The organism is Emticicia aquatilis (assembly GCF_014644295.1).
Taxonomy (GTDB): Bacteria; Bacteroidota; Bacteroidia; order Cytophagales; family Spirosomataceae; genus Emticicia; species Emticicia aquatilis.
Genome location: NZ_BMKK01000005.1, coordinates 115,721 through 138,137, shown reverse-complemented (window position 1 = coordinate 138,137; position 22,417 = coordinate 115,721). Strand labels below are relative to the sequence as shown.

Sequence of the window (22,417 nt, the reverse complement as noted above, 5' to 3'; positions counted from 1 at the left end):
GGTGCTATTCTTGAAAAATTGGCAATAGCATATCCTTTTCCAAGAATATTAATTGTATTTTCTTGAATAGACACTTATTGATTCTAAGCAACCTTCGTACCAACGGATTGCATAGCAAACAGAATGTGCAATAAAATTTTAGAAATAACGTGGAGTAAGAATTTTGTTCTTACCGAAGCCAAATTCATAACGAAGCAATACTTCGTGCGTTGGAATGCCAAGGAAACGACTTACACCTGTTTTTTCTGTGTCGTTAAGCTTATTTGATGTGAAATCATAAGCGTATCCGAGTTTGAATTGTGGAGTAAGTTGAAGTTCTATCATTCCGATAGCAGCATCGAACAAGTTTTTACTATCTTGGCCCATTGCTTGGAATTGAGAAATACGGCCAGAAACACCAAAAGCGATTTTGTCTTTAATCCAGAAGTTTAAGTTTCCATCAAAGCCAAGTGGAGCTCCTTGGGTATAACGCACCATAGTAGAAGGCTTGATTTTGAAAGACCCTTTTCCAACCACAAAACCCATCATCGCAAAGTAGTGACGTTGTGTTTTTCCAATTGAGCTTTTACCATCAGTTGGAGTAAATTTAGAAATCGGATTTTGCATGATTTGAGGGCAAGAAATACCGATATACCCTTTGTCATTACTTAAATAAAGACCACCACCGAAGTTAGGAAGTATATTGTTTTGGTCGTTCGCTCCTAAGAATACGTAATCATTTGGGTTTGTAAGATTTTGTGCATCTGACAATGCCCAACGTACGTTAGTTGCTCCACCCTGCACACCAAAAGATAGTGTTGAGCGAGGGCCAACTTTGATGCGATACGCATAGGTAAGGTAAAGACCAGTGTTTTTTTGGAGACCAACTTCATCACGAGTTACTTGAAGACCTAAGCCCATTTTCTCGTTTTTGATAGGTGAATCCATTGAAAACGTAAAAGTTTTTGGAGCTCCTTCAACACCAACCCATTGATAACGACCAAGAGTTGTAAGGCTCAATACATCACGGCTACCTGCATACGCTGGGTTGATGGCGAGGGTATTGAACATGTACTGGGAGAACATCGCCTCTTGTTGAGCGAAGGTTTGGTAGCTTACTGATAATGCCCCAACGAGCAAAAGTGCGGCTAACCTGTTTTTCAGGTTTGTAAAGTTTTTCATTTTTTACCAAATTAAATAGTAAAGATACAGTGCTTTTAAAGGTTCAATCAATTTGAAATGTAACCGTTTAAGCATTTTTATACTCAATAGCAAAACAAAGTTACATTAAGATTTTGAAATGTCAATATTTTTTTACTAAGAGTTAAGACATCTCTTTGGGCTTGAATATCAAATAGTTATGCTATAAGATTGATTTACCGCTTGTTTGTTTGGTGTTGTTTTTAATAACTTCCCGAAGGTTTTCCGTTTTGTAGAAAACACAATCGGGAAGTTATTTTATCTATCGGCTTTTATCGAGCAATAGTTATAAAGTTAATCTGTGGTTTATTTTCCCAGAAGCCAACTGCTTTCACACAGATGAAGTAAGTACCGTCTGGTACGCCAACTCCTTTGCCTCCGAGTAATATACCATTATTTGCTTCACCATTCCAACCTTCTACTTTTGCGAAGTCAGTATTTTGGTAAACTAACTGACCCCATCTGTTGTAGATATAGATTTCAGCTTGTACGTTTTCTTTACCGTTGATACCTTGGATGACAAACAAGTCGTTGGTACCATCACCATTAGGCGAGAACGCTTGTGGTATTTTGCCTCGGTTGGTTGTATCGGTAATTGCCGTTTGACCTTTGATTGTGATAGCAGTTGGCTGGTTGTTATTACCAGGGTTGTTATCGGCATCAGGGTCAGGGTTCAAGCCTGATTGTGAAATATCTCTCACATCGTTTGTACCATCTTTGGCTGTACCAGTGATACTGTTAGAGTATGTAGCATCTCCTTTTTTCGCACTCAATAATCTGAGTTTGAAAGTAAGCGTATCAGATGCACCTGCTGCTAACGAACTGCTATCGGCAATCAACATTGTTGTTACGGTTCTACCATTGAAGGTTGAATCTATTTTGAACTTGCTGTTTTTGCCTAATACTGGCTTACCAACTACTACGAACTCGGCACTGTCGGCAAATACTTTACTCAAGCTATCGCTCAACTGGATGTTTGTGAGTTTACTTGTGCTGTAATTCTTCACAATCACTTTGTAGGTTAAGTTATAACTACCATCTGCGTTTTTCACTGTATCAAGTATGGCTGATTTAGCAATACCGAGTGTTGTGCTGAACGAAGGAATGATAGGACCACCGTCTCCGAGTTTCACTGGTGTAGCAATACTGTTATCTTTCGGTGTACCGTTAGCATCAGGGTCTGGGTCGTTACCGTTGGTTGACAAGTCATCGGTTGACTTATTACTTGGGTATTTACCAATTACTAATGCTTGGTTCTCAAAGTTTGCTTTGCTTGATGTCGTTGTCATGCGAGCAAACAACGTTACGTTTCTTTCTGCATTTACAGCTAAGGTACTTAACGAATCAACTAATAGATTGATTAGACTTCCACGACCTGTATAGTTGCTGTTGGCTGTTAGACCAGCATCAGCTGTTACTTTCACCGAGTCAATCTTCACGCTATCACCGAAGGCCACACTCAAGTTATCTTGAATTTGTACGCCTGTGAATGCAACTTTACCGTAGTTTTTCACTTTGAATGTGAATGTTACATCGTAAGTATTAGTTGTACCTGTTACTAACTTAGGCTCGCTTGCACTCTTCGAGATACCGATGAGAGCATCTGGTAAACTATTGAAGTTAATAACTGTTGGTGTACTACCAGATGGGCTTGGGTCAACTCCTGCATTTGAGGCATCGGTTATAACCTGACCACTTGGTGTTTTAGCCGTAACTATTACTGTATTTCTGAACGGCCCTTTATTACCGTTGAGTTTCACATTGACCACCCACGTGAGGGTATCTACTTTGTTAGGTGCAAGCTGACTTGCATCTAACAACATACAAGTTTTAGTTGTACCGTTATACGAAGTATCTACTTTCAAGAGGCTTCCTGCACTAACTGTTGGTTTCACTGCGAGTTTGGCAACGGCTGGTGATGTGAATGTTCTTGATAATGTATCACATACTTGTACGCTTGTCAAATTCAAGTTACCACAGTTTTTGATGATAGCCTTATAAGTAATGTTATAACTGCTATCGGCTTGTCTTACGGTATCTTTCACATATAGTGCAATTCCGATACATGGTACTTCGATTGAACTACTACCATCTGCATTTAGATTCAGATTAGTAGGGTTGCTTCCCGGAGCATCAGGATTTAGACCTGCATTTGATAGGTCAGTCACATTTTCTTTTGTTCCTGAGGTGAGTGTACCAGAACCAGAAACTACCGCTGTGTTAGCAAATGTTTTGATTGTATCTGGTTGTACATTAACTGTGAACTTCAATGTATCAGTTTTACCGATTGCGATTGTGCCACCTGCAAGTGTTAAACGAGTATCAGTTGTACCGTTGAATGCACTGTTGATTGTCAACTGGCTGCTTGTATTCTTGCTCGGTGCTGCCACTACTGTGAATGTAGCTGGAGCTTTGAATACTTTCGTGAGTGTATCTCTTACAATTACATCGTTTAGTACCAACGAACCGTTGTTTTTCACGAGTAATTGATAAGTTACATCATAAGAGCCATTTGCTTTCTTAGTTGTATCCAATACGATTTTCGCAAGACCAACACTTGGCGATTTGTAGAGACGAACTACCGTTGGCTCGGCACTTTCTTTCACTACTGTTTTACCGTTGTTTGATACATCAGATACATCTTGTGGAATTCCGAAAGCTGTATTTCCTATTGCATCAACAAATGCGTTGGTTGAGAATGGTCCTTCTTTGCCGTTAGGTACGATATTGACTACGAACTTCACGGTATCTACTTTTCCTGCTTCTACGATACTTCCTTCAGGAATTGTTAGGTTGAGGTCGGTTGTACCGTTGAAACTATCATTAGTTTTCAATAGACTACCTACGCCAGCTGTTGGTTTCTGAACGATTGTGTATGTTGTTGGTAGAGGGAACATCGTTGAGAGATTCTCAGTAATTTTCACACCTTCCAACTTAACGTTTCCGCAAGCTTCAATCAATGCTCTGAACGTGATATTGTAGCTACCATTTGCTTGGCGAGTAGTATCCGCTGCTAAAGCGAGTCCTACGCAAGTTTCTTGGCAAGTTTTACATTCAACCGTCCATTGACTGATATTATTACTCAAGATTGGGTCAACTTGGTCAAGTTTAGTAATCTTGGCAGTATTGATAATCTGACCAGCTTTTGTTGTTTTAGCATCATAGGTATAAGTTTTAGTTGCACCCGCTGGTAAGTTACCGATTACGCTTAATAATGAGTCAGTTCCGAATGCTGTAAAGCCTGGTGTTGTTGAAGTAACCGTCAAGCCTTTAGGCAATACGTTTACAACATTTACATTGGTTGCGGCTTTTACAGGATTGTTGTTTTTCACCGTGATTGTATAGGTAACTGGGTCGCCGATTTTCAATTCAACACGTGAACCAACTATCAAGACACTTACATCAACTTTCGATGTATCAGTTGTTACATTACATTGGTCAATCGTTACGATGATTGGAGATGCTTGGCTATAACAACCAATACCGCTCTTCTCAATTACGTAATATGTTCCTGAGCCTACTGCCGATGCGTTTGCAAGCATTGGGCTACTTGGCGAACTTCCTGTATGGAACTCAAATACTCCACCTGTACTTTGTACTTGGCTTGTAACTGAACTCGACAAGTTTACAGTAGTTGCAGGGCAGTTATTCTTAGTAAGTGCCGCTACAGTTGGAGCTGCAATAGCATCGCCAAGTTTCACTACGATTTCGTTTGAGCTAAGTGATGCACAACCATTGTCGTTGATGAGTTTTACTGTATAACGACCTGGTGTTTTCACCGTAATGCTCTTAGTTGTTGCTCCTGTACTCCATTTGTACGAACCTGCATTTGTTGCAGTCAATACTACTGAGTCGCCGAAGCAAATATTTGGCGATTTGCTTGATTCGATAGTCGGAACAGTTTTCACTCCGTTGAGTGTAACTGTGAAGCTTGATGTTGCCGATACACAAGAACCATTATCGTCTGGGTCGTTGGTAGTGAGTGTAAATTTCACGCTTCCTTTCACTACGTCGTCGTTTGAATAATTGTATTTAGTATTCAAGCTTAGAGCGTTATCGAATGTGCCTTTGCCATCAGTTGTCCATTTTGCACTTGTTGCCGAACCACCAATTTTGCCTTGTAGTGTGAAGAAATCAGCACTTAAACAAACTGTGGTATCTTTACCTGCCAATGCAGTTGCTGGATTTGTTAAGCAGTTGATTGGCGTTTCGCAAGATGTAATGTTTACATTAATCTTAGCACCTTCGCTATAACATCCGTTACCTGCTTTTTCAAATACATAGTAAGTCCCTGTACTTGCTGTTGATGGATTTGCTACCGCTGGTGAACCTGGAGTAGTTCCTGTGCGGAATACAAATACACCACCTTGCGAAGAAGCTGCACTTGTTACACCAGTTGTAAGGTCAACTGTAATGTACGGACAAGTATTTACTAAATCACGAGTTGTTGGTTTTTTCAAGCCACTTCCAGTTACTTGAACTGTAATTACATTTGATTTCTCGCTTTGGCATCTTCCACCATCACAAATTGCTGAGTAGCTTGTGATACTTGTTGGTGAAACAGTAATAACCGCACCAATTTGACCATCTGACCATTTGACTGTACCTGTACAACCAGCTGCTTCGATTTGTGTGCTTGAGCCACCACAAATTTGTGTGTTTTTACAAGTCACTACTGGAGGAATTGGATTTCCGACCGTAATAGTTGCTGCCGATGATGGAGCTGACTGGCAAGAACCTACTTTACAGATAGCTGTGTAAACTGTGGTTTCGGCAGGGCTAATGTTGATTGATGCCGATGTTTGACCTGTTGACCACAATATGCTTCCGCTACATCCTAAAGCATTGAGTGTAAGGGTATCACCTTTACAGATTCTTGATGCCGAACAAGAGATAACTGGCGATTCAGGTTTTGTTGTAACATTTACAGTTACTTTATTCGACTGGTCGCTTGTGCATCCACCTTGAGGTAATTTACAAACCGCAGTGTAATCAGTTGAGGTACTTGGCGAAACGTTGATTGTTGAACCTGTAAGACCATTTGACCAAACTGTTGTTCCTGTACAACCTGTTGCTGTTAAGACAACTGCGTCACCTTCACAAATTGTTTGTTTATCTGAAGTAATTGTTGGTTTGTTTGGTTTACCAACAGTTACAGTTACGTCGTTTGATTTACCACTTTCACAAGTACTTGTTTTACAAGCTGCTGAGAAAGTTGTTGTTGTTGCCACCGAAACAGTAATGCTTGAGCCAGTTGATGTATTAGACCAAACCACTGTACCTGTGCAACCTGCTGCCGTTAATGTTACTTGACCTGTTTCACAAAGTGCGGTTGTTGAAGCCGAGATTGTTGGAGGTGTAACGTTTCCAGTTTGGATAACGATAGCATTAGAGTTACCACTTATACCACAATCAGTTTTACAAGTAGCCGTATAAGTACCTGCACCTACTACGATTGATGAGCCAGTTGCTCCGTTGCTCCAAGTGATAGTACCACCTGTGCAGCCTGTTGCTGTAAGTGTAGCAGTTTCAATTCCACAAACTGTTGTTTTATTAGCAGAAATTGCTGGAGCGTTTGGCGTTTGACCTCCACCAACATTGATAGTTTTAGAAGCCGAACTTTCGCATTCGTCAACAATACATTTTACTGTATAAGTTGTAGCTGCAGTTGGTGTTACGGTAATAGAAGCCGTAGTTGCACCAGTTGACCAAAGAACAGTACCGTCGCAGTTGCTTACTGTCAATGTTGCTGAACCACCACCACAAACAGTCTCAGCCGAAGCTGTGATAGTAGGAGGAGTGAGGTTAATAACAGTGATAACAGCATCTTTTGATGGGCTACTTGCACAACCATTTACCGTACAAACAGCCGTGTAAATGTTAGTTGGGTTTGTAGGTTTTACCACCATTGTAGCACCAGTCGCACCGTTGCTCCAAGTTACCGTACCTTCACAACCATGAGCAGTAAATGTAAGTGATTCACCTAAACAGATTCTTTCTTTACCACAAGTTACGATTGGGGTAGCTGGTTTTGGTGTTACAGTAATAGCTTTAGAAGCTTTACCGCTACAACCCGTTACCGAACAAGTTACATCGTAAGTTGTATTAGTTGTTGGTGAAACAGTGATTGACGAAGTAGTCGCACCAGTTGACCAAGTAAGTGAACCAGTACAGTTGCTTGCTGTCAATGTTAAGCTTTCACCTACACAGATACCATCTTTAGTTGCTGTAATTGTTGGTGTCGAACCAGCTCCACCACTTGTAATAACAACTGCATTTGAGTTAACACTTGTACCACAATCAGTTTTACAAGTAGCCGTATAAGTACCCGCACCTACTACGATTGACGAGCCAGTCGCTCCATTGCTCCAAGTGATAGTACCACCTGTGCAGCCTGTTGCTGTAAGTGTAGCCGTTTCGTTTCCACATACTGCTGTTTTATTAGCAGAGATTGCTGGAGCATTTGGCGTTTGACCACCGTTTGTAATAACAACCGCATTAGAGTTACCACTTGTACCACAATCAGTTTTACAAGTAGCCGTATAAGTACCTGCACCTACTACGATTGACGAGCCAGTCGCTCCATTGCTCCAAGTGATAGTACCACCTGTGCAGCCTGTTGCTGTAAGTGTAGCCGTTTCGTTTCCACACACTGCTGTTTTATTAGCAGAGATTGTTGGAGCGTTTGGTGCTTGGCCACCGCCAATATTGATAGTTTTAGAAGCCGAACTTTCACATTCATCAACAATACATTTTACTGTATAAGTTGTAGCTGCAGTTGGTGTGACGGTGATAGAAGCCGTAGTTGCACCAGTTGACCAAAGAACAGTACCATCACAGTTGCTTACTGTCAATGTTGCTGAACCAGCACTACAAACTGCATCAGCTGAGGCTGTGATAGTAGGAGGAGTGAGGTTGATGACAGTGATAACAGCATCTTTCGATGGGCTACTTGCACAACCATTTACCGTACAAATAGCCGTGTAAATGTTAGTTGGGTTTGTAGGTTTTACTACCATTGTAGCACCAGTTGCACCGTTGCTCCAAGTTACAGTACCTTCACAACCGTGAGCAGTAAATGTAAGTGATTCACCTAAACAGATTCTTTCTTTACCACAAGTTACGATTGGAGTAGCTGGTTTTGGCGTTACAGTAATAGCTTTAGAAGCTTTACCGCTACAACCTGTTACCGAACAAGTTACATCGTAAGTTGTATTAGTTGTTGGTGAAACAGTGATTGACGAAGTAGTTGCACCAGTTGACCAAGCAAGTGAACCAGTACAGTTGCTTGCTGTCAATGTTACGCTTTCACCAGCACAGATACCATCTTTAGTTGCCGTGATTGTTGGTGTTGAACCAGCTCCCACAGTTACAGTAATTGGTGTAGAAGCATTGCTTGAACATTCGCCTACTTTACAAACTGCTGAGTAAGTGCCTGTGCTTGTTGGAGCAAATGTGATGCTCGAACCAGTTGAGCCATTTGACCAAACTACTGTTCCTGTACATCCGTTGGCTGTCAATTTAACTGATTGACCAGCACAAATTGCATTATTATCAGCTGTAATAGTTGGAGGAGTTGTTGGTGTTCCTACTGTTACAGTAATTACGTTCGATTTGCTACTTACACAATTCAACTTAGTACAAGTTGCTGTATAAGAAGTTGTTGTAGTTGGCGAAACTGTGATTGAAGGTGTAGTTGCACCTGTTGACCACAAGATTTTACCTGTACAGTTGTTAGCTGTGAGCGTTACGCTTCCACCATTACAAATTACATTCGATGTAGAATTTGAAGTAATAGTTGGAGGGGCAATCACGTTTACAACCACCTGCACTGGATTAGATTTAGGACTGATACAGTTATCGTTGATTTTACATTGAGCTGTATAAGTCGTAGTCGCACCTGGAGTTACAGTTATCATGTTGCCTGTTTGTCCATCAGACCAAACAACTGTACCATTACATCCGATTGCTTCGATAGAAACACTTTCACCAAGACAGATGTAAGGGTTTGCACAAGCAATGAGTGGTGTAGTTGGGTTACAAACTTGTTGTTTGATTGTGATGTCGGCATCATCATCGTCATCTTCGTTTTTACTTACACCATTGTTAGGTGTTGAGTTCGGGTCTTTTTGGTCAGATTTCGTAACCTCAGCCCAGTTTTTGATTGTACCCGTTGTAGCGGTTACTTTTGCAACGATTTGGAATGTTGCAGTTTGGCCAACGTTGATTTGGTTGAATTTCGCTACTACTGTATTACCAGTTGTAGTGATAGCATCGCCACCAGTTGCACTGATGATTTGTAAACCTGCTGGTACAACGTCTGTCGCCTCAACGTTAGTGGCATTTGATGTGCCGTTGTTCTTAACCTCTACATAGTAAGTGATTTGGTCACCAGCATAAGGAGTAGAGTTACTAACAGTTTTATTCAAACTCAAATCAGCAAGTAGCTCGACTACTTTAGGTGTAATCGTTACTTTATCATCGTCATCCTCTTTGGTAGTTTTTCCATTACCAGGAGTTGAATCTTTATCTTTTTCTGTTGCTTTTGTTATTTGAGCAAAGTTGGTCATTGCACCAGAACCAGTTACTTTAGCAATGTATGTCAAAGTAATAGTTTGATTAGCAGCTACATTTGAAATAGTCGAGGTCAATACTCCGCTGTTATTTGTAAAGAACGCACTTGATACAAATTGTAATCCAGCTGGTAATTCGTCAGTTACTTCAACTGCTGTTGCTGCATCAGGGCCTGCATTGGTTACTTTGATTGTAAACGTGATGTTATCACCTACGTTTGGTGTGATATTATCGGCAGCTTTTGTCAAGCTTAAGTCGATAGATTTATCACAGTTTTTCAAAGTAACTTTCAATAATGTTGGGTTGCTATAACATCCAGCACCTGATTTCTCAAATAAATAATATGTACCTGCACCAACTGCTGATGTATTTGAAACCAAAGGAGAGTTTGGATTGGCTGTTGTATGCCATTCAAAAGTACCTCCTGGAGTTGTCACACCGTTGATAACGAAGTCATTCAAATTGATTGTTTTACCAATACATTCTTCAACTGCACCAACACAACTTGGGTTAGCTGGGCGTACATTCACTACAATCGCAACTGGTTGACGAGTATTCGGACAACCTTCTGGGGCATTAGCAATTTCTGCATAATAAACCGTCGTTGTTGTTGGGAATATCGCATAAGATGCTCCACTTGCTACGGTAGCGATTGGTGTACCGCCGATTGGTGTTAAGTACCATCTTACATTTCCGCCGCCAGTAATAGTTGCTTTGATGTAAGTAGTATCTCCCGAACAAATATCAGCATCAGTTGCAATAGCTACTAACTCAGAGCAAACTACTGGGACATAGATAGCACCGTCGATAGTTGGATTGTCTTTCAATGCTGGTACTAATGGGTCGATGCTAATTTTTGGTGAATAACCAGTTGTTGAGTTAAAGTCACTGTCTTTAGTATCATCGCCTGCATTCGCCTTAGTTGAAAGTGAGTATGTTGCTGGTAATGTGCTGGTTAGGATTCTTACAACATAATCACCTTTTGGTAAATTATTAAATGTATAGAATCCACTTGCATTAGTAGTTACAGTACTGATTGCAGCACCTATTGGATTTCCTGAAGCATCAGAAGCATAAAGTTCTACTTTTACACCTTCAGCACCAGGTTCGCCAGTATCTTGCAAACCGTTATTGTTTGTATCTTTCCATACAAAGTCTCCGATTGAACCAAGTGGGCTATAAATACCTCCGTCAACTGTTAAGATATCTTTCTTAGCAGCATCGTAAGGGTCAATTACAATTTTGTCAGATAAACCAGTAGATGGATTGAAATCACTGTCAATGGCATCATTGCTTCCTACATCTTGCTTAGTAGTAAGCTGCGAACCCGATGGAATTGAAGTTGTAATCACTTTCACTACATAATTTCCTGCTGATAAACCAGTGAATAAATATTTACCACTTGCATCAGTTGTATCTTTTTTCAAGGCAGCACCAATTGGCATTCCAATGGCATCTGAAGCGTATAATTCTATGATAATTCCACTTACACCAGTTTCACCAGAGTCTTGTAAACCGTTATTGTTTGAATCGTTCCATACGAAATCTCCGATAGAACCAAATGCAGTTTTAAGCCCTGCGTCAACAGTTGTATTGTTGCGGCCTACATTGCCAACAGGTAATGATGTGTTAATTGTAATCACATCAGTAGTACCATCTGGATTGGCATCGCTATCTTTCGTAGGGTCGCCACCTAATGCTTTACCCGTGATTGAGCTTCCTACTGGAATCACAAACTTCACTTTATAAGTACCATTCAACAAATTGTCGAATAAATATTTGCCGTTTACGTCAGTAATAGCTGAATCAAGTTTAGCACCTGTGTTGGCATCGAGTAAGTAAACTTTTACACCAGCCACAGGAGTATCACCTGTATTTTGAATACCATCGCCAGTTTTATCATTGAAAACATAATCTCCAATCGAACCAACAGGTACGAAACCAGCGTCGATGTTAAGATTATTACGAAGTGTATCAGCCGCTGGTTTAGTAGTATCAATGTTAATGATTTGCGTCAAACCAGTTTTGTTCGCATCACTATCAGTAGCGTCAGCACCAGTATTTTGTTTAGCGGCAATAGTACCAACTGGAGCTACAAACTGTACTTTATAAGTACCACTTGCAAGGCCTCCGAATAGATATTTGCCACTTGCATCAGTTACAGTCGAATCAAGCTTAGTACCTGAAGCACTCAACAAATAAACTTTCACACCTGCAATAGCAGGTTCGCCTGAATCTTGTTGACCGTTATTATTAGTATCAGACCAAACGTAATCTCCAATCGAACCAAAAGCAGTTTTGATACCCGCATCAACAGTAGTATTGTTACGAGCTGTGCTATTAATTGGCTGAGTTGTGTCAATTACAATGGCATCAGTTGTACCATCAGGGTTGATATTACTATCTTTAGTAGTATCAACACCGAGAAGTTTACCCGTTGCTTCGCTACCCGTAGGAAGTACAAACTTCACTTTGTAACTACCTGCCAATAAACTATCGAAAAGATATTTACCAGCACCATTAGTTACGGTAGAATCAAGTTTAGCACCTGTGTTAGCATCGAGTAAGTAAACTTTAATACCAGCCACAGGAGTATCACCTGTATTTTGGATACCATCGCTATTATTATCAGCGAAAACGTAATCACCAATCGAACCAACAGGTACGAAACCAGCGTCGATGTTAAGATTATTACGAAGTGTGTCGCTTGGAAGTTTAGCAGTGTCGATAGTAATCAACTGCGAAATACCGTTTTTGTTAGCATCGTTATCAGTTACATCAGCACCAGTATTTTGTTTAGCAGCGATAGTTCCAACTGGAGCTACAAACTGTATTTTGTATGTTCCGCTCGCAAGAGAATCGAAAAGGTATTTTCCGCTTGCATCAGTTACAGTCGAATCAAGTTTAGTACCCGAGGCACTTAACAAGTAAACTTTCACACCCGCAATAGGAGCTTCTCCCGAATTTTGCTGACCATTATTATTTACATCAGTCCAAACATAGTCACCAATTGAACCATAATTTGGTTTCAAACCTGCATCAATGTTTAGATTATTACGTAAGGTATCTGATGGTAATTTTGAAGTATCAATATTAATTAACTGCGAAAGCCCCGTTGCACCTACATCACTATCTTTGGTATCATCAGTACCCGAATTTTGAGTAGTGAAAGAGTCATAACCAACAGGTTTTACGAATTGTACTCGATAACTATCAGTTGTTAAGCTATCGAATAAATATTTTCCTTGAGCATCAGTAATAGTTGAATCAAGTTTAGTACCCGAAGCACTCAACAAATATACCTTCACACCCGCCACTGGAGGTTCGGTAGCTGTTGGTCCTTGTTTTCCATCATTGTTTGTATCTCTCCAAACATAATCACCAATACTTCCGTAAGGCCCTTCAACAACTTGAACTGCACAACAACCTTGTGCAGGACAATTAGTTACGTTAGTCGTAAAAGTAAATGTACCTGGAGCTTTAATCGTTAATGACGAATCGGCATTAACAACAGCAATCTTTGAACTTGGACTAATTTCGGTTGTACCATTAAACCACTTAATAGTCGAACCATATTTGTATGGTGCAGGAACCGAAACTGTGTATTCCTCACCTGGATACCAGTAGAGAGGCACAGAGAAACAAGCCGCTGCAATATCATCTTCATAAAGTTTTGAGTTGTTTGGAGTAGAGTCTAAATCTTCTTGACCTGCTCCAACCGAAAATACTTCGGCAGTATTAAAGAATACCCCTTGTTGCGTAACGGTTGCTGTAATTTCTAATTTTACAGAATCGCCCGCTGCCAAAGTCGCAACATTCCACGTGCCAATACCCGTCAATGGGCTATATGTGAAATTTGCTCCTCCAGTGTGAGTGTTCAACACCGCACCTGCAATCGGGAAATTATCTTTTACTACAATCGAACTGGCTGCCGAAGGGCCAGAGTTTTTCAACCATAGTGTGTACTTGACGTTTTCGTTCAACGCTGGCAATGACTTATCAATCGTTTTGCGTAGCGATAAATCAATTGAGCTTTGAGTTTGAGCGGTAAGCCCTAAAACACTAATAAGCACCAACAGAATTGTTGTTGCGAATCCCTTAAAAAATGAGTTTTTAGGGTAATCATCATCTCCGTCATATATCTTTTTCGGAGAAGAGAATGAAGGAGTCCATCGTTTCAACTTTTCATCAAATTGACTACCCAAATGGTATTCCTTGACCGTTGAACTGCTGTTAAGGGAAAGCTTATTCATGGTTAAATCTTGATTTGTTATTAAATCAGGCACAGATTTGACTTTATTTGTACTTAATTGTGGAGGAAACTTGTCAGCAAAATATTCTTGCAAACTACTTTCAGCGAATAGCTTTCCATGAGGCTTCGTATCCACACTCTTTTGAACCTGAGGTACATCCACGGCCTTATGGCTATTTTTTGGCTTAAAAAATAGACTAATAACACTGACAATTTTCTGCACAAACTCCAACACTTTGGTGTCTTTGTCTGATTGGCGTTGTTGTGAATACCCCTCTATTGGCATTGGGACACCACTTTCGGTAAAATTGTATTTCATTTGCAAGTATTTTAAATAATTCACGTGTAGTATTTGGGTACTTACTTTTTTTAATAAATCCACGAAAAACATGATTTTTCAGCTAAATCATCTTCGTCTTGAATTAGTTTAGGCATACAAATACTATATTCAGTTATGATAGTATCCAAAACTGTGCCAAAACTATTTGCGTGGCCGTTTAATAAAAAATGGGGTAGAGGAGCCTATGTAGCAGAAAAAAAAGAAAAATGTTTACTCTGGAAGAATGTTTGGCATAGAATAACTAAAACTATGCCAAATTGGTCTATAAAGCAAAAAACATCCGCTTAATAGGCGGATGTTTAGTAGATAAAAATTTATTATAATCGTTATTATATACGATACAAAATATGCTTTGGATTTTAAAAGTCGTAGCCCAACGATAAATATAATTTTGGAGGGTTAACTTCTTTATCTTCAAGCCCCCAAGCATAATCGGCTTTTACGAAGTAGCCCAAAATAGTCGTTCTGACACCAAAACCATAACCCACTAAAAAAGGATTTTTGAAGTTGGTAACAGTTGCTCTGAAAGGGTTCTGACCACCACCAACGATTTCAGTATTTAAGCTGTTTTGTCGGTTAAATGGCCCTTTGTTTCCATACCAAGCTGTACCTACATCCGTAAACCCTACAAACTGTAAATTACGAAGGAAATTAGAGGTCAATGAGCCTTTCGATACGTATTGTGCCAATGGTAAACGTAGCTCTAAATTGGTTAATAAATGGCTTGTACCATAAAGTTTTGCAAAGTTGAAACCTCTGAGATTACCAGCAAAATCATAGAAAAGTATATCTCTTAAATCTCTCGGAACACCAACGGCTTGGCCATTAGTTGGCTCGATTGAACGATTGATAGAGTTTTCAACGCCACCCAGAATTGTCACTTTTGGAGCTTTTCCAAGCGAACGGCTATAAGATAATCTTCCTGCAAGAATAAGGCTACCAAATAATTTACGGTAATGACGGGCATCAATTACCATACGACTAAAGTTTTCGCTGCTGGTTTTGAAGCTATATGAGCGGTCAAGACGAATTTTTGCACGAGTACCAACCAATACCTTACTAAATAATGGTGTAGTATTATCATAAACTAATTCGCCACGGAAACCCAAATAGATAGATTGGAGGTTCTTTCTGCCCAAATCCGATACGTCAATATCAGAGGTAGAAGTAAGGTTTGGCGATATTACGGCCTTCAAATATTGACTAAATGGATAAGATGCAAATGCCGAAAAACGATTATAATATAGGCGTCGGTCAATACTCAAAACGGTTGTTTGTGGTGTATTGATGTTTAATGGGCGGAACAGATATAGGCTACGATTGTCTAATTCGCTAAGCGAAATCGAACGTCGTTGAATATCTACACCCCAGTCAACTCGTCGTACATTATTATTATATCCTAAATATACATCATGATTGCGTAAAACAGGCGTAATAAAAAGCCCCAATTTGATGCTGTGATTTTCGAGCAAATCATTCATCACGAGGGTATTTTTCATACCCATTCTTCTTACTGGGTCAACCAAAAACTCTGATTTTACATCGTTCGCAATGACGATATTTTCGTAAGCAAAAGGACCTTTTATTTTTAATGTTTCTTTAAATCTACCTGGTTTTGGAATCGTTTTGTCGGTTGTTTCGCCTTTGGCTTTTGCCGTTTCGGCTGCTAACGATTTGATAATGTTTTCTGCATCAAATTCATAATTATCAGTATCAACTTCACCAGGTCGGAGTTCGAGTTTTTGTTTGGTTTCAACCAACGAATTATTAGTAGAAATCTCAGGCTTTTTTTGTGAATTATCAGGAGTTTTCTCTTCAGCAGAAGCATACTGGCTATTAGCATAATATTCTCGCCACTCCTTCATAAATCGGCTGTACGAAATCCCCAACGTACTTGTAATGCTCGATTCTTCGGTACGAATGATGCGAGTAAGATTCAGAATGTTAGAAATATTATCTTTTCCATAGCGAACCGCAATATAATTCCAGATTGACTGGCCGATTATTTCGGCATCCTTGCCTTGAATGGTTTCAATTTTTTTGTCTTTATTTTTCAGAATCGTTGTACGCATTCTGTCCAAAATAAGTGGATTATCGTTATCACCCGAAATATAAGCCGAGATTCCGGCCATGTACCATTCAGGCACTGTCAACAAAAGCGAGCTTTGTAAAACCTCTTTCAGACTACCGCCATAAAGCATATCATAGACAAACAAACGGGCAATTTGCTGTATCAATTGTTGCTTAAATTGCTCTTCGTTGCCCGTGTAGGCTATCTGCACACGAGATTTTGCCAAGTTCAGAATACTCCCATCTAAATCAATCGGAGCCGTAAGGCCGATGTTGCTTTGCTCCAATTCTTGTGGCGAATTATACAAAAATATCTTCATAGTCGTGAAGGGCGTATAACCCAACAACTCCGTAATGCGGTCATATTCGCCTTCGGCTATTTTGGCGGCATTTTGGGCAATTTTATCGCCGCTTCTGTAGTAGTTAAACTCAAAATTATTACTCCTAATCGTAAGCCATTCAAATCTTTTGTATTGAATACGGCTTTTCCCAAACTCTTCTTGGGTTGACGAAAAGTAGCTTTGTGCAGATGCACGACCCATACCTAATGCAAGCATTAAGCAAGCTCCTGTGCTTATTCGACGAAGAGTAAATAAATTTTCCATGCCTTTGTATATTTCCAAGAATACAGATTTCAGTAAGTCAACCTTAACGATAAAAGAATCAACAGTTTTACGTACACAAAACCATAGACGAATTTTATTCGCTGTCGATTGCAGCATTTTATGCAATTTTAAAGAAAAAAATGCACAAAACCTTACAACGAATATAACGAATAAAAACGCTCAATGTTAGCTTCTGACATTAAAACTTTATTAGTTTCTAAAAAACCGAGCATTTCTTCGGCAAAATAGGGGGCAAGCGATACTCCTTTGGTGCCGAGGCCGTTAAATATATATACGTTATTATGGTGCGGATGGTTGCCCATAAACGGTCGGCGGTCTTTGGTGGTAGGTCTGATTCCGGCTTCTTGGCCAGTGATTTGATAGGGGAGAGATAAGAATTTACTAACTTTAGAAGCAATCAATTCTCGGCCACTTTCGGTGGCTTGCCAGTCGAGATTATCCCAAATGTAGGTTGAGCCAAAGCGACATTTGCCTTCGCCAAGTGGAATAATCCAAAAGCCTTGATTGATAATTTCTTTGATTTTGTAGCCTTCTACATCCGCCAAAAGTGTTTCGCCTTTGGCAGGATTAAACGGAATCCAACTAAAAAATGGGTTTTGGGTTGAATAGAAACCTTCGCAAAAAATGATTCTTTTTGCTGCTAAATCTTTATAAAAAACGTTGTTTTCGGCGGTTTTCAGTTCAGTAAAATCTACTCTTTCTGCTTGATAAGTTTCGCTTTTTTTGAAAAAATCTCTAAAGCAATCAAGCATTTTCGGAACATTTACCCAACCTGCTGATGAGGTGTAAAGTCCACCCAATTCATTGCTAACTTGCTCATAATCAGATTGATTTGGTTGAATAATTTTAAGGTAATTCCCCAAATCATATTCATCCGTCAATCTCATAAAATGCCTTTGCTGCTGTTCGTTGGCAAACGGACGATAAAGATTAGTTTCGTGATAAAAATTTGCGTGAAATTCTTTTTCGAGCGAAGTGTAGAATGTTCTTAAATAAGGAAAAATTTTGTCGGCAAGCCAAGTTTTATCAAGGTTTTTACCCGTGATTGGATTAAAAATTCCACCCGCTACTGTCGATGAAGTAGGCAAAGTTTCATCATTCAAAATCATTACTTTTTTATCAGCTTTCATTAGCTGATAAGCCAGCAACGACCCCGCAATTCCTTGTCCAACAACTATATAATCAAGATTTTTCAATATCCGAAGTTAAAACCTTATGGGTTTTATTAAAGTAAAAATTTATTTTCTAATTGCTTTGCTCAAAGCCTCATCGGCTAAAAGGCAAACCATCTCTACTTGCTCGTCGAGAGTCATATATGATGTGTCAATATCAATAGCATCATCGGCCTTACGAAGTGGGCTTTCTTTACGAGTGGTGTCAATCAAGTCACGTTTTTTGATATTTTCGATAATCTCCTCAATATCAACTAAATCACCTCTTTCGTTTAGTTCAATTTGTCGGCGATTCGCTCTGATTATTGGGTCGGCGGTCATGAAAATCTTCAGTTCGGCATCAGGAAAAACAACCGTGCCGATGTCTCGGCCATCCATCACAACACCTTTCTTTTTGCCCATTTTGCGTTGTTGAGCTACCATTGCGTGGCGTACTTCGGCAATCGCACTCACTTCACTGACCTGATTCGCAATATAAAGTTTTCTGATTTCGTCTTCTACATTTAGTCCGTTTAGAAAAGTTTCATTTCGGCCATCATTGGGGTTTCTACGAAACTCAATCTGAATATTATCAAGTGCCTTTGCTACTTCTTTTTCGTTGGTAAGCGTTACCAAATGCTGATGAAAATATAGGGTTACAGCCCGATACATCGCTCCAGTATCAATATAACTATATCCCAAACGTGCAGCTACTTTTTTGGCGGTCGTACTTTTGCCACAACTCGAATAGCCGTCAACGGCAATGGTAATCTTTTGCATGTAATCTGATTTTTTCTGCAAAGAAAATTCTAATTTGCCGAAGAAACAATGATAAAATGCAGGTTCGGCCCGAAAAACTAAATTTTGCAGCGAATCATTTTACAATTTGTAGAAGAATTATTGTTTCTTCGTAAGTAGAAAAGTAGATACTAAAAAACGCCTTCGTTATGAGATACCTCTTGTCAGTTTTGCTGGTTGGGCTATTCAGCTTTCAAAAGCCAACTCCAAAGCCCAATATCCTAATCATTTATGCCGATGATTTGGGCTACGGCGATGTGAGTGCTTATAAAAAAGGAACGCTACCAACACCCAACATAGATAAATTGGCCAATGGTGGAATTCGTTTTACGAATGGTTATGCAACTTCTGCCACTTGTACCCCAAGCCGATTTGCACTACTGACGGGCAAGTATCCATGGAAAACCGAAGGAACAAAAGTATTACCCGGTGATGCTCCATTATTGATAGATACGACCTCAATGACACTCCCAAAAATGCTCAAAAAAGCAGGTTATCAAACGGGAGTTGTTGGCAAATGGCACTTAGGACTTGGCAATGGGGCGTTGGATTGGAATAAATCAATAACGTTTTCGCCCAATGATATTGGCTTCGATTATTCGTATATTATGGCTGCCACCAACGACCGAGTACCTACTGTTTTTGTAGAAAACCGAAAAGTTGTTGGGCTTGAAGCCGCCGACCCGATTTATGTCAATTACAAACAAAACTTTGAAGGCGAACCAACTGCCATCACAAATCCCGAACTAATGACCAAACTAAAATGGCATTTTGGGCATAACTTTAGCGTTACGAATGGCGTTCCACGTATTGGTTATATGAAAGGCGGAAAGTCTGCACTGTGGGTTGATGAAGACATGGCCGATATTTTTTTTGGAAGAGCAAAAGCATTTATTGATAATCATCAACCGAGCAAAACTGGTAAGCCGTTTTTCTTATATTATGCCTTGCACGAGCCACATGTGCCACGAGTTCCGCACGCTCGGTTTGTTGGAAAATCGGGTATGGGGCCTCGTGGCGATGCCATTTTAGAAGCCGATTGGTGTGTAGGTGAAATCATAAAAAAGTTAGAAAAGGATGGTTTACTCGAAAACACACTCGTGATTTTTTCGAGCGATAACGGCCCTGTGCTTGATGATGGTTATTATGATGATGCCGCCGAAAAACTGGGTAATCATACACCCGCTGGTGGACTTCGTGGCGGAAAATATAGTTTATACGAAGCAGGTACGAGAGTACCTTTTATTACTTATTGGAAAGGTAAAATCAAACCTGCTGTATCGGATGCGATGCTTTGTCAGTTAGATTTTGCGTCATCGTTTGCTCAATTGATTGGTGCTGAAAGTTATTCGACCGATAGCCAAAATTTGCTCAACGTAATGCTCGGGAAATCGAAGCAAGGGCGAGCCAATTTAGTGCTTGAAGCATCGGGTAGATTGGCATTCAGAGAAGGTAATTTCGTGATGATTCCACCGTACAAAGGCTCGGCGGTATCGAAAGAAGAGGGAATAGAGTTAGGAAATTCGTCCGAATATCAACTATATGATTTATCGAAAGATTTGGCTCAGAAAAACAATTTAGCGAAGCAGTTTCCGCAGAAAATTGAAGAAATGAAGGCTTCGATGAAAAAAATAGCAGGGAATAAAGTCAAATTTGATTAATTTTAAGGGAAAATATTGAAGTATTAAATTTGCTTGCCCAAAGAATGAAGAAAATTATATCATTAGCTTTTGTTTTTCTGAGTACTTATGTTGTGTTTGGGCAGAGTAAAACCTTATTTTTTTATCCAGTTTCAAATTCGACAGAAGCAAAGGCACTTTGGGATGATGCCCAAATTAAAAAACGCTTGATTGATACTACTTCAAATCCTGCAAAAATCAGCGATTCAAACCTCAAAAGTTATAATGCCGTAGTGTTTTTAAATACTTCGGTAAATGCCCTCAGTTTTCAACAATCAGCCGAATTGCAGCGTTTTTTGCAGGCAGGAGGCGGTTTTGTAGGAGTAGGAGGAGCTATCGAAAAAAACTACAAATGGCTTTGGTATAATAAAATGATTGGTGGCGTTTTGGCCGAAAATCAATTTACCGATAAAGTGCAATTGAGCCTCATTACCAATGCTGCAATCGGAAAAAGCGAACTGCCTCCACTTTGGAAAATAGATGATAAACCTTTGGTAATGAGCAGTGTGCCTGTTAGATGCAAGCCAGTTTTGTTGGATGTAATGGGCAAGACTTGGGCGTGGTATTACACGACCGAAGAGGGCGGAAAAATGTTTTATACGGCTTTGGGTGGCGAGCCTTCTGCCTTTCAGAATCCAAATTTATTGGCTCATATTTGGTCAGGTATTGAAGAAGTTTCCTCTAAAAACTTACCTGATTACGCCAAAATTGCTGATACGGCTTTACCGTCAGAAAGTAATTTTTTGAAAGTAATATTATCTGATAATTTAGAAAACCCATTGGCTTTGGCCACTTTGCCCACTCGAAACGTGGTTTGGGTTGAACAAAATGGTAAAGTAAAGATTTTTGATACTCAAAAACGCAAAACCAATCAAATCGGAAAAATTGATGCGACGAATCTGAAAGCCATCAAACTCGACCCCGAATTTGCCGAAAATGGTTATGTTTATACTTTTTCAGAAACCGTTGCTAACGAATATAAAATCGGCAGAATGCAACTCATGGGCGACAGCATTGCGACAATGAGCGATTTTTCGAGTCAATCAACTACGCCTTTGTCGAAGAGTATTACGTACGAATTTGATAAATATAACAGCGAGGCTTATCGTTTACCCAAATATTTTGCAGGAAAATCATTCAGATTTGATAACGAACAAGGTTTTGTGGTAGAGACACTTGATGAAGATGGCAATGTGAAGAACGTCGAGCCGTTTTTATCGAATACTCGTTTTGATTTTATCAAAGACATGGCTTTTGGGGCAGATGGAGAATTATATCTTTTAGAAAATAGTCGCTTATCGAAGATTGATTACGCTGAGAAAAACCGAAAGCCAATTGCCATTGCTTCGGCCGATGTTTTGTCGGGAAATGCACCTTTGAAAGTAAAATTATCGTCAGAAGGTTCGGTCGATTATGATGCAAAAGATGGCTTGAGTTTTGAATGGAGCATCATTGGTACTACTACTGTAAAAATCAAAGAGCAAAACCCCGAATACACATTTACAAAAGTAGGTAATTATGAAGTGAGACTTAAAGCGAGCGACAGTCAAGGCGAAAGTGCCGAAACTTCATTGAAAATTCAAGTGAATAAAGCTGGTCCGAAGAAGAAATAAGGAAGAAATTATTATTTGAAGTTCGACTCCTTCAGAGTCGTTTACTACATCGTAATAGTTTCCATGAATTTCATTCACGGCTATTCATGTTTTACCACTTTGTGGTCTCATTAAAATGTGGAATCAAGACTACCT

7 protein-coding genes are annotated in these 22,417 nt (G+C 39.7%); 2 read left to right on the top strand and 5 right to left on the bottom strand.

The annotated features are described in order from the left end of the window. Positions 1-138: 138 nt before the first annotated feature. The 5 genes from IEX65_RS13220 to cmk form a co-directional block, all read right to left on the bottom strand. The gene (locus IEX65_RS13220; protein ID WP_188766555.1) at positions 139-1,161 is read right to left on the bottom strand and encodes a PorP/SprF family type IX secretion system membrane protein; all 1,023 of its coding nucleotides are present in this window, start codon (positions 1,159-1,161) and stop codon (positions 139-141) included. Positions 1,162-1,451: 290 nt separating this feature from the next. Beyond that, complete coding sequence (locus tag IEX65_RS13215; protein ID WP_188766554.1) at positions 1,452-14,324, bottom strand: SdrD B-like domain-containing protein; 12,873 nt, start codon at positions 14,322-14,324, stop codon at positions 1,452-1,454. A gap of 380 nt (positions 14,325-14,704) precedes the next feature. Continuing rightward, positions 14,705-17,020: a BamA/TamA family outer membrane protein gene (locus IEX65_RS13210; RefSeq protein WP_229250668.1), complete on the bottom strand. Its 2,316-nt coding sequence runs from the start codon at positions 17,018-17,020 to the stop codon at positions 14,705-14,707. Positions 17,021-17,172: 152 nt separating this feature from the next. Continuing rightward, positions 17,173-18,237 (bottom strand): NAD(P)/FAD-dependent oxidoreductase, encoded by a 1,065-nt coding sequence (locus IEX65_RS13205; protein WP_188766553.1) that lies wholly within the window; start codon positions 18,235-18,237, stop codon positions 17,173-17,175. A gap of 42 nt (positions 18,238-18,279) precedes the next feature. Further along, positions 18,280-18,972, bottom strand: coding sequence for a (d)CMP kinase (gene cmk / locus IEX65_RS13200; RefSeq protein ID WP_188766552.1), 693 nt, complete (start codon positions 18,970-18,972; stop codon positions 18,280-18,282). A 167-nt stretch (positions 18,973-19,139) separates the two neighbouring features. Between cmk and IEX65_RS13195 the strand changes: the two genes are divergently transcribed. Both IEX65_RS13195 and IEX65_RS13190 read left to right on the top strand, forming a co-directional pair. After that, on the top strand, positions 19,140-20,651 hold the full coding sequence (locus IEX65_RS13195; protein WP_188766551.1) for a sulfatase family protein: 1,512 nt from the start codon (positions 19,140-19,142) through the stop codon (positions 20,649-20,651). A gap of 44 nt (positions 20,652-20,695) precedes the next feature. After that, complete coding sequence (locus IEX65_RS13190) at positions 20,696-22,282, top strand: ThuA domain-containing protein (RefSeq protein WP_188766550.1); 1,587 nt, start codon at positions 20,696-20,698, stop codon at positions 22,280-22,282. Positions 22,283-22,417: the final 135 nt, after the last annotated feature.

Excerpts from the sequence above, each read along its gene's own strand:
- IEX65_RS13220 (WP_188766555.1), bottom strand. The coding sequence starts at position 1,161 with ATGAAAAACTTTACAAACCTGAAAAACAGGTTAGCCGCACTTTTGCTC.
- IEX65_RS13215 (WP_188766554.1), bottom strand. The coding sequence starts at position 14,324 with ATGAAATACAATTTTACCGAAAGTGGTGTCCCAATGCCAATAGAGGGG.
- IEX65_RS13210 (WP_229250668.1), bottom strand. The coding sequence starts at position 17,020 with ATGGAAAATTTATTTACTCTTCGTCGAATAAGCACAGGAGCTTGCTTA.
- cmk (WP_188766552.1), bottom strand. The coding sequence starts at position 18,972 with ATGCAAAAGATTACCATTGCCGTTGACGGCTATTCGAGTTGTGGCAAA.
- IEX65_RS13195 (WP_188766551.1), top strand. The coding sequence starts at position 19,140 with ATGAGATACCTCTTGTCAGTTTTGCTGGTTGGGCTATTCAGCTTTCAA.
- IEX65_RS13190 (WP_188766550.1), top strand. The coding sequence starts at position 20,696 with ATGAAGAAAATTATATCATTAGCTTTTGTTTTTCTGAGTACTTATGTT.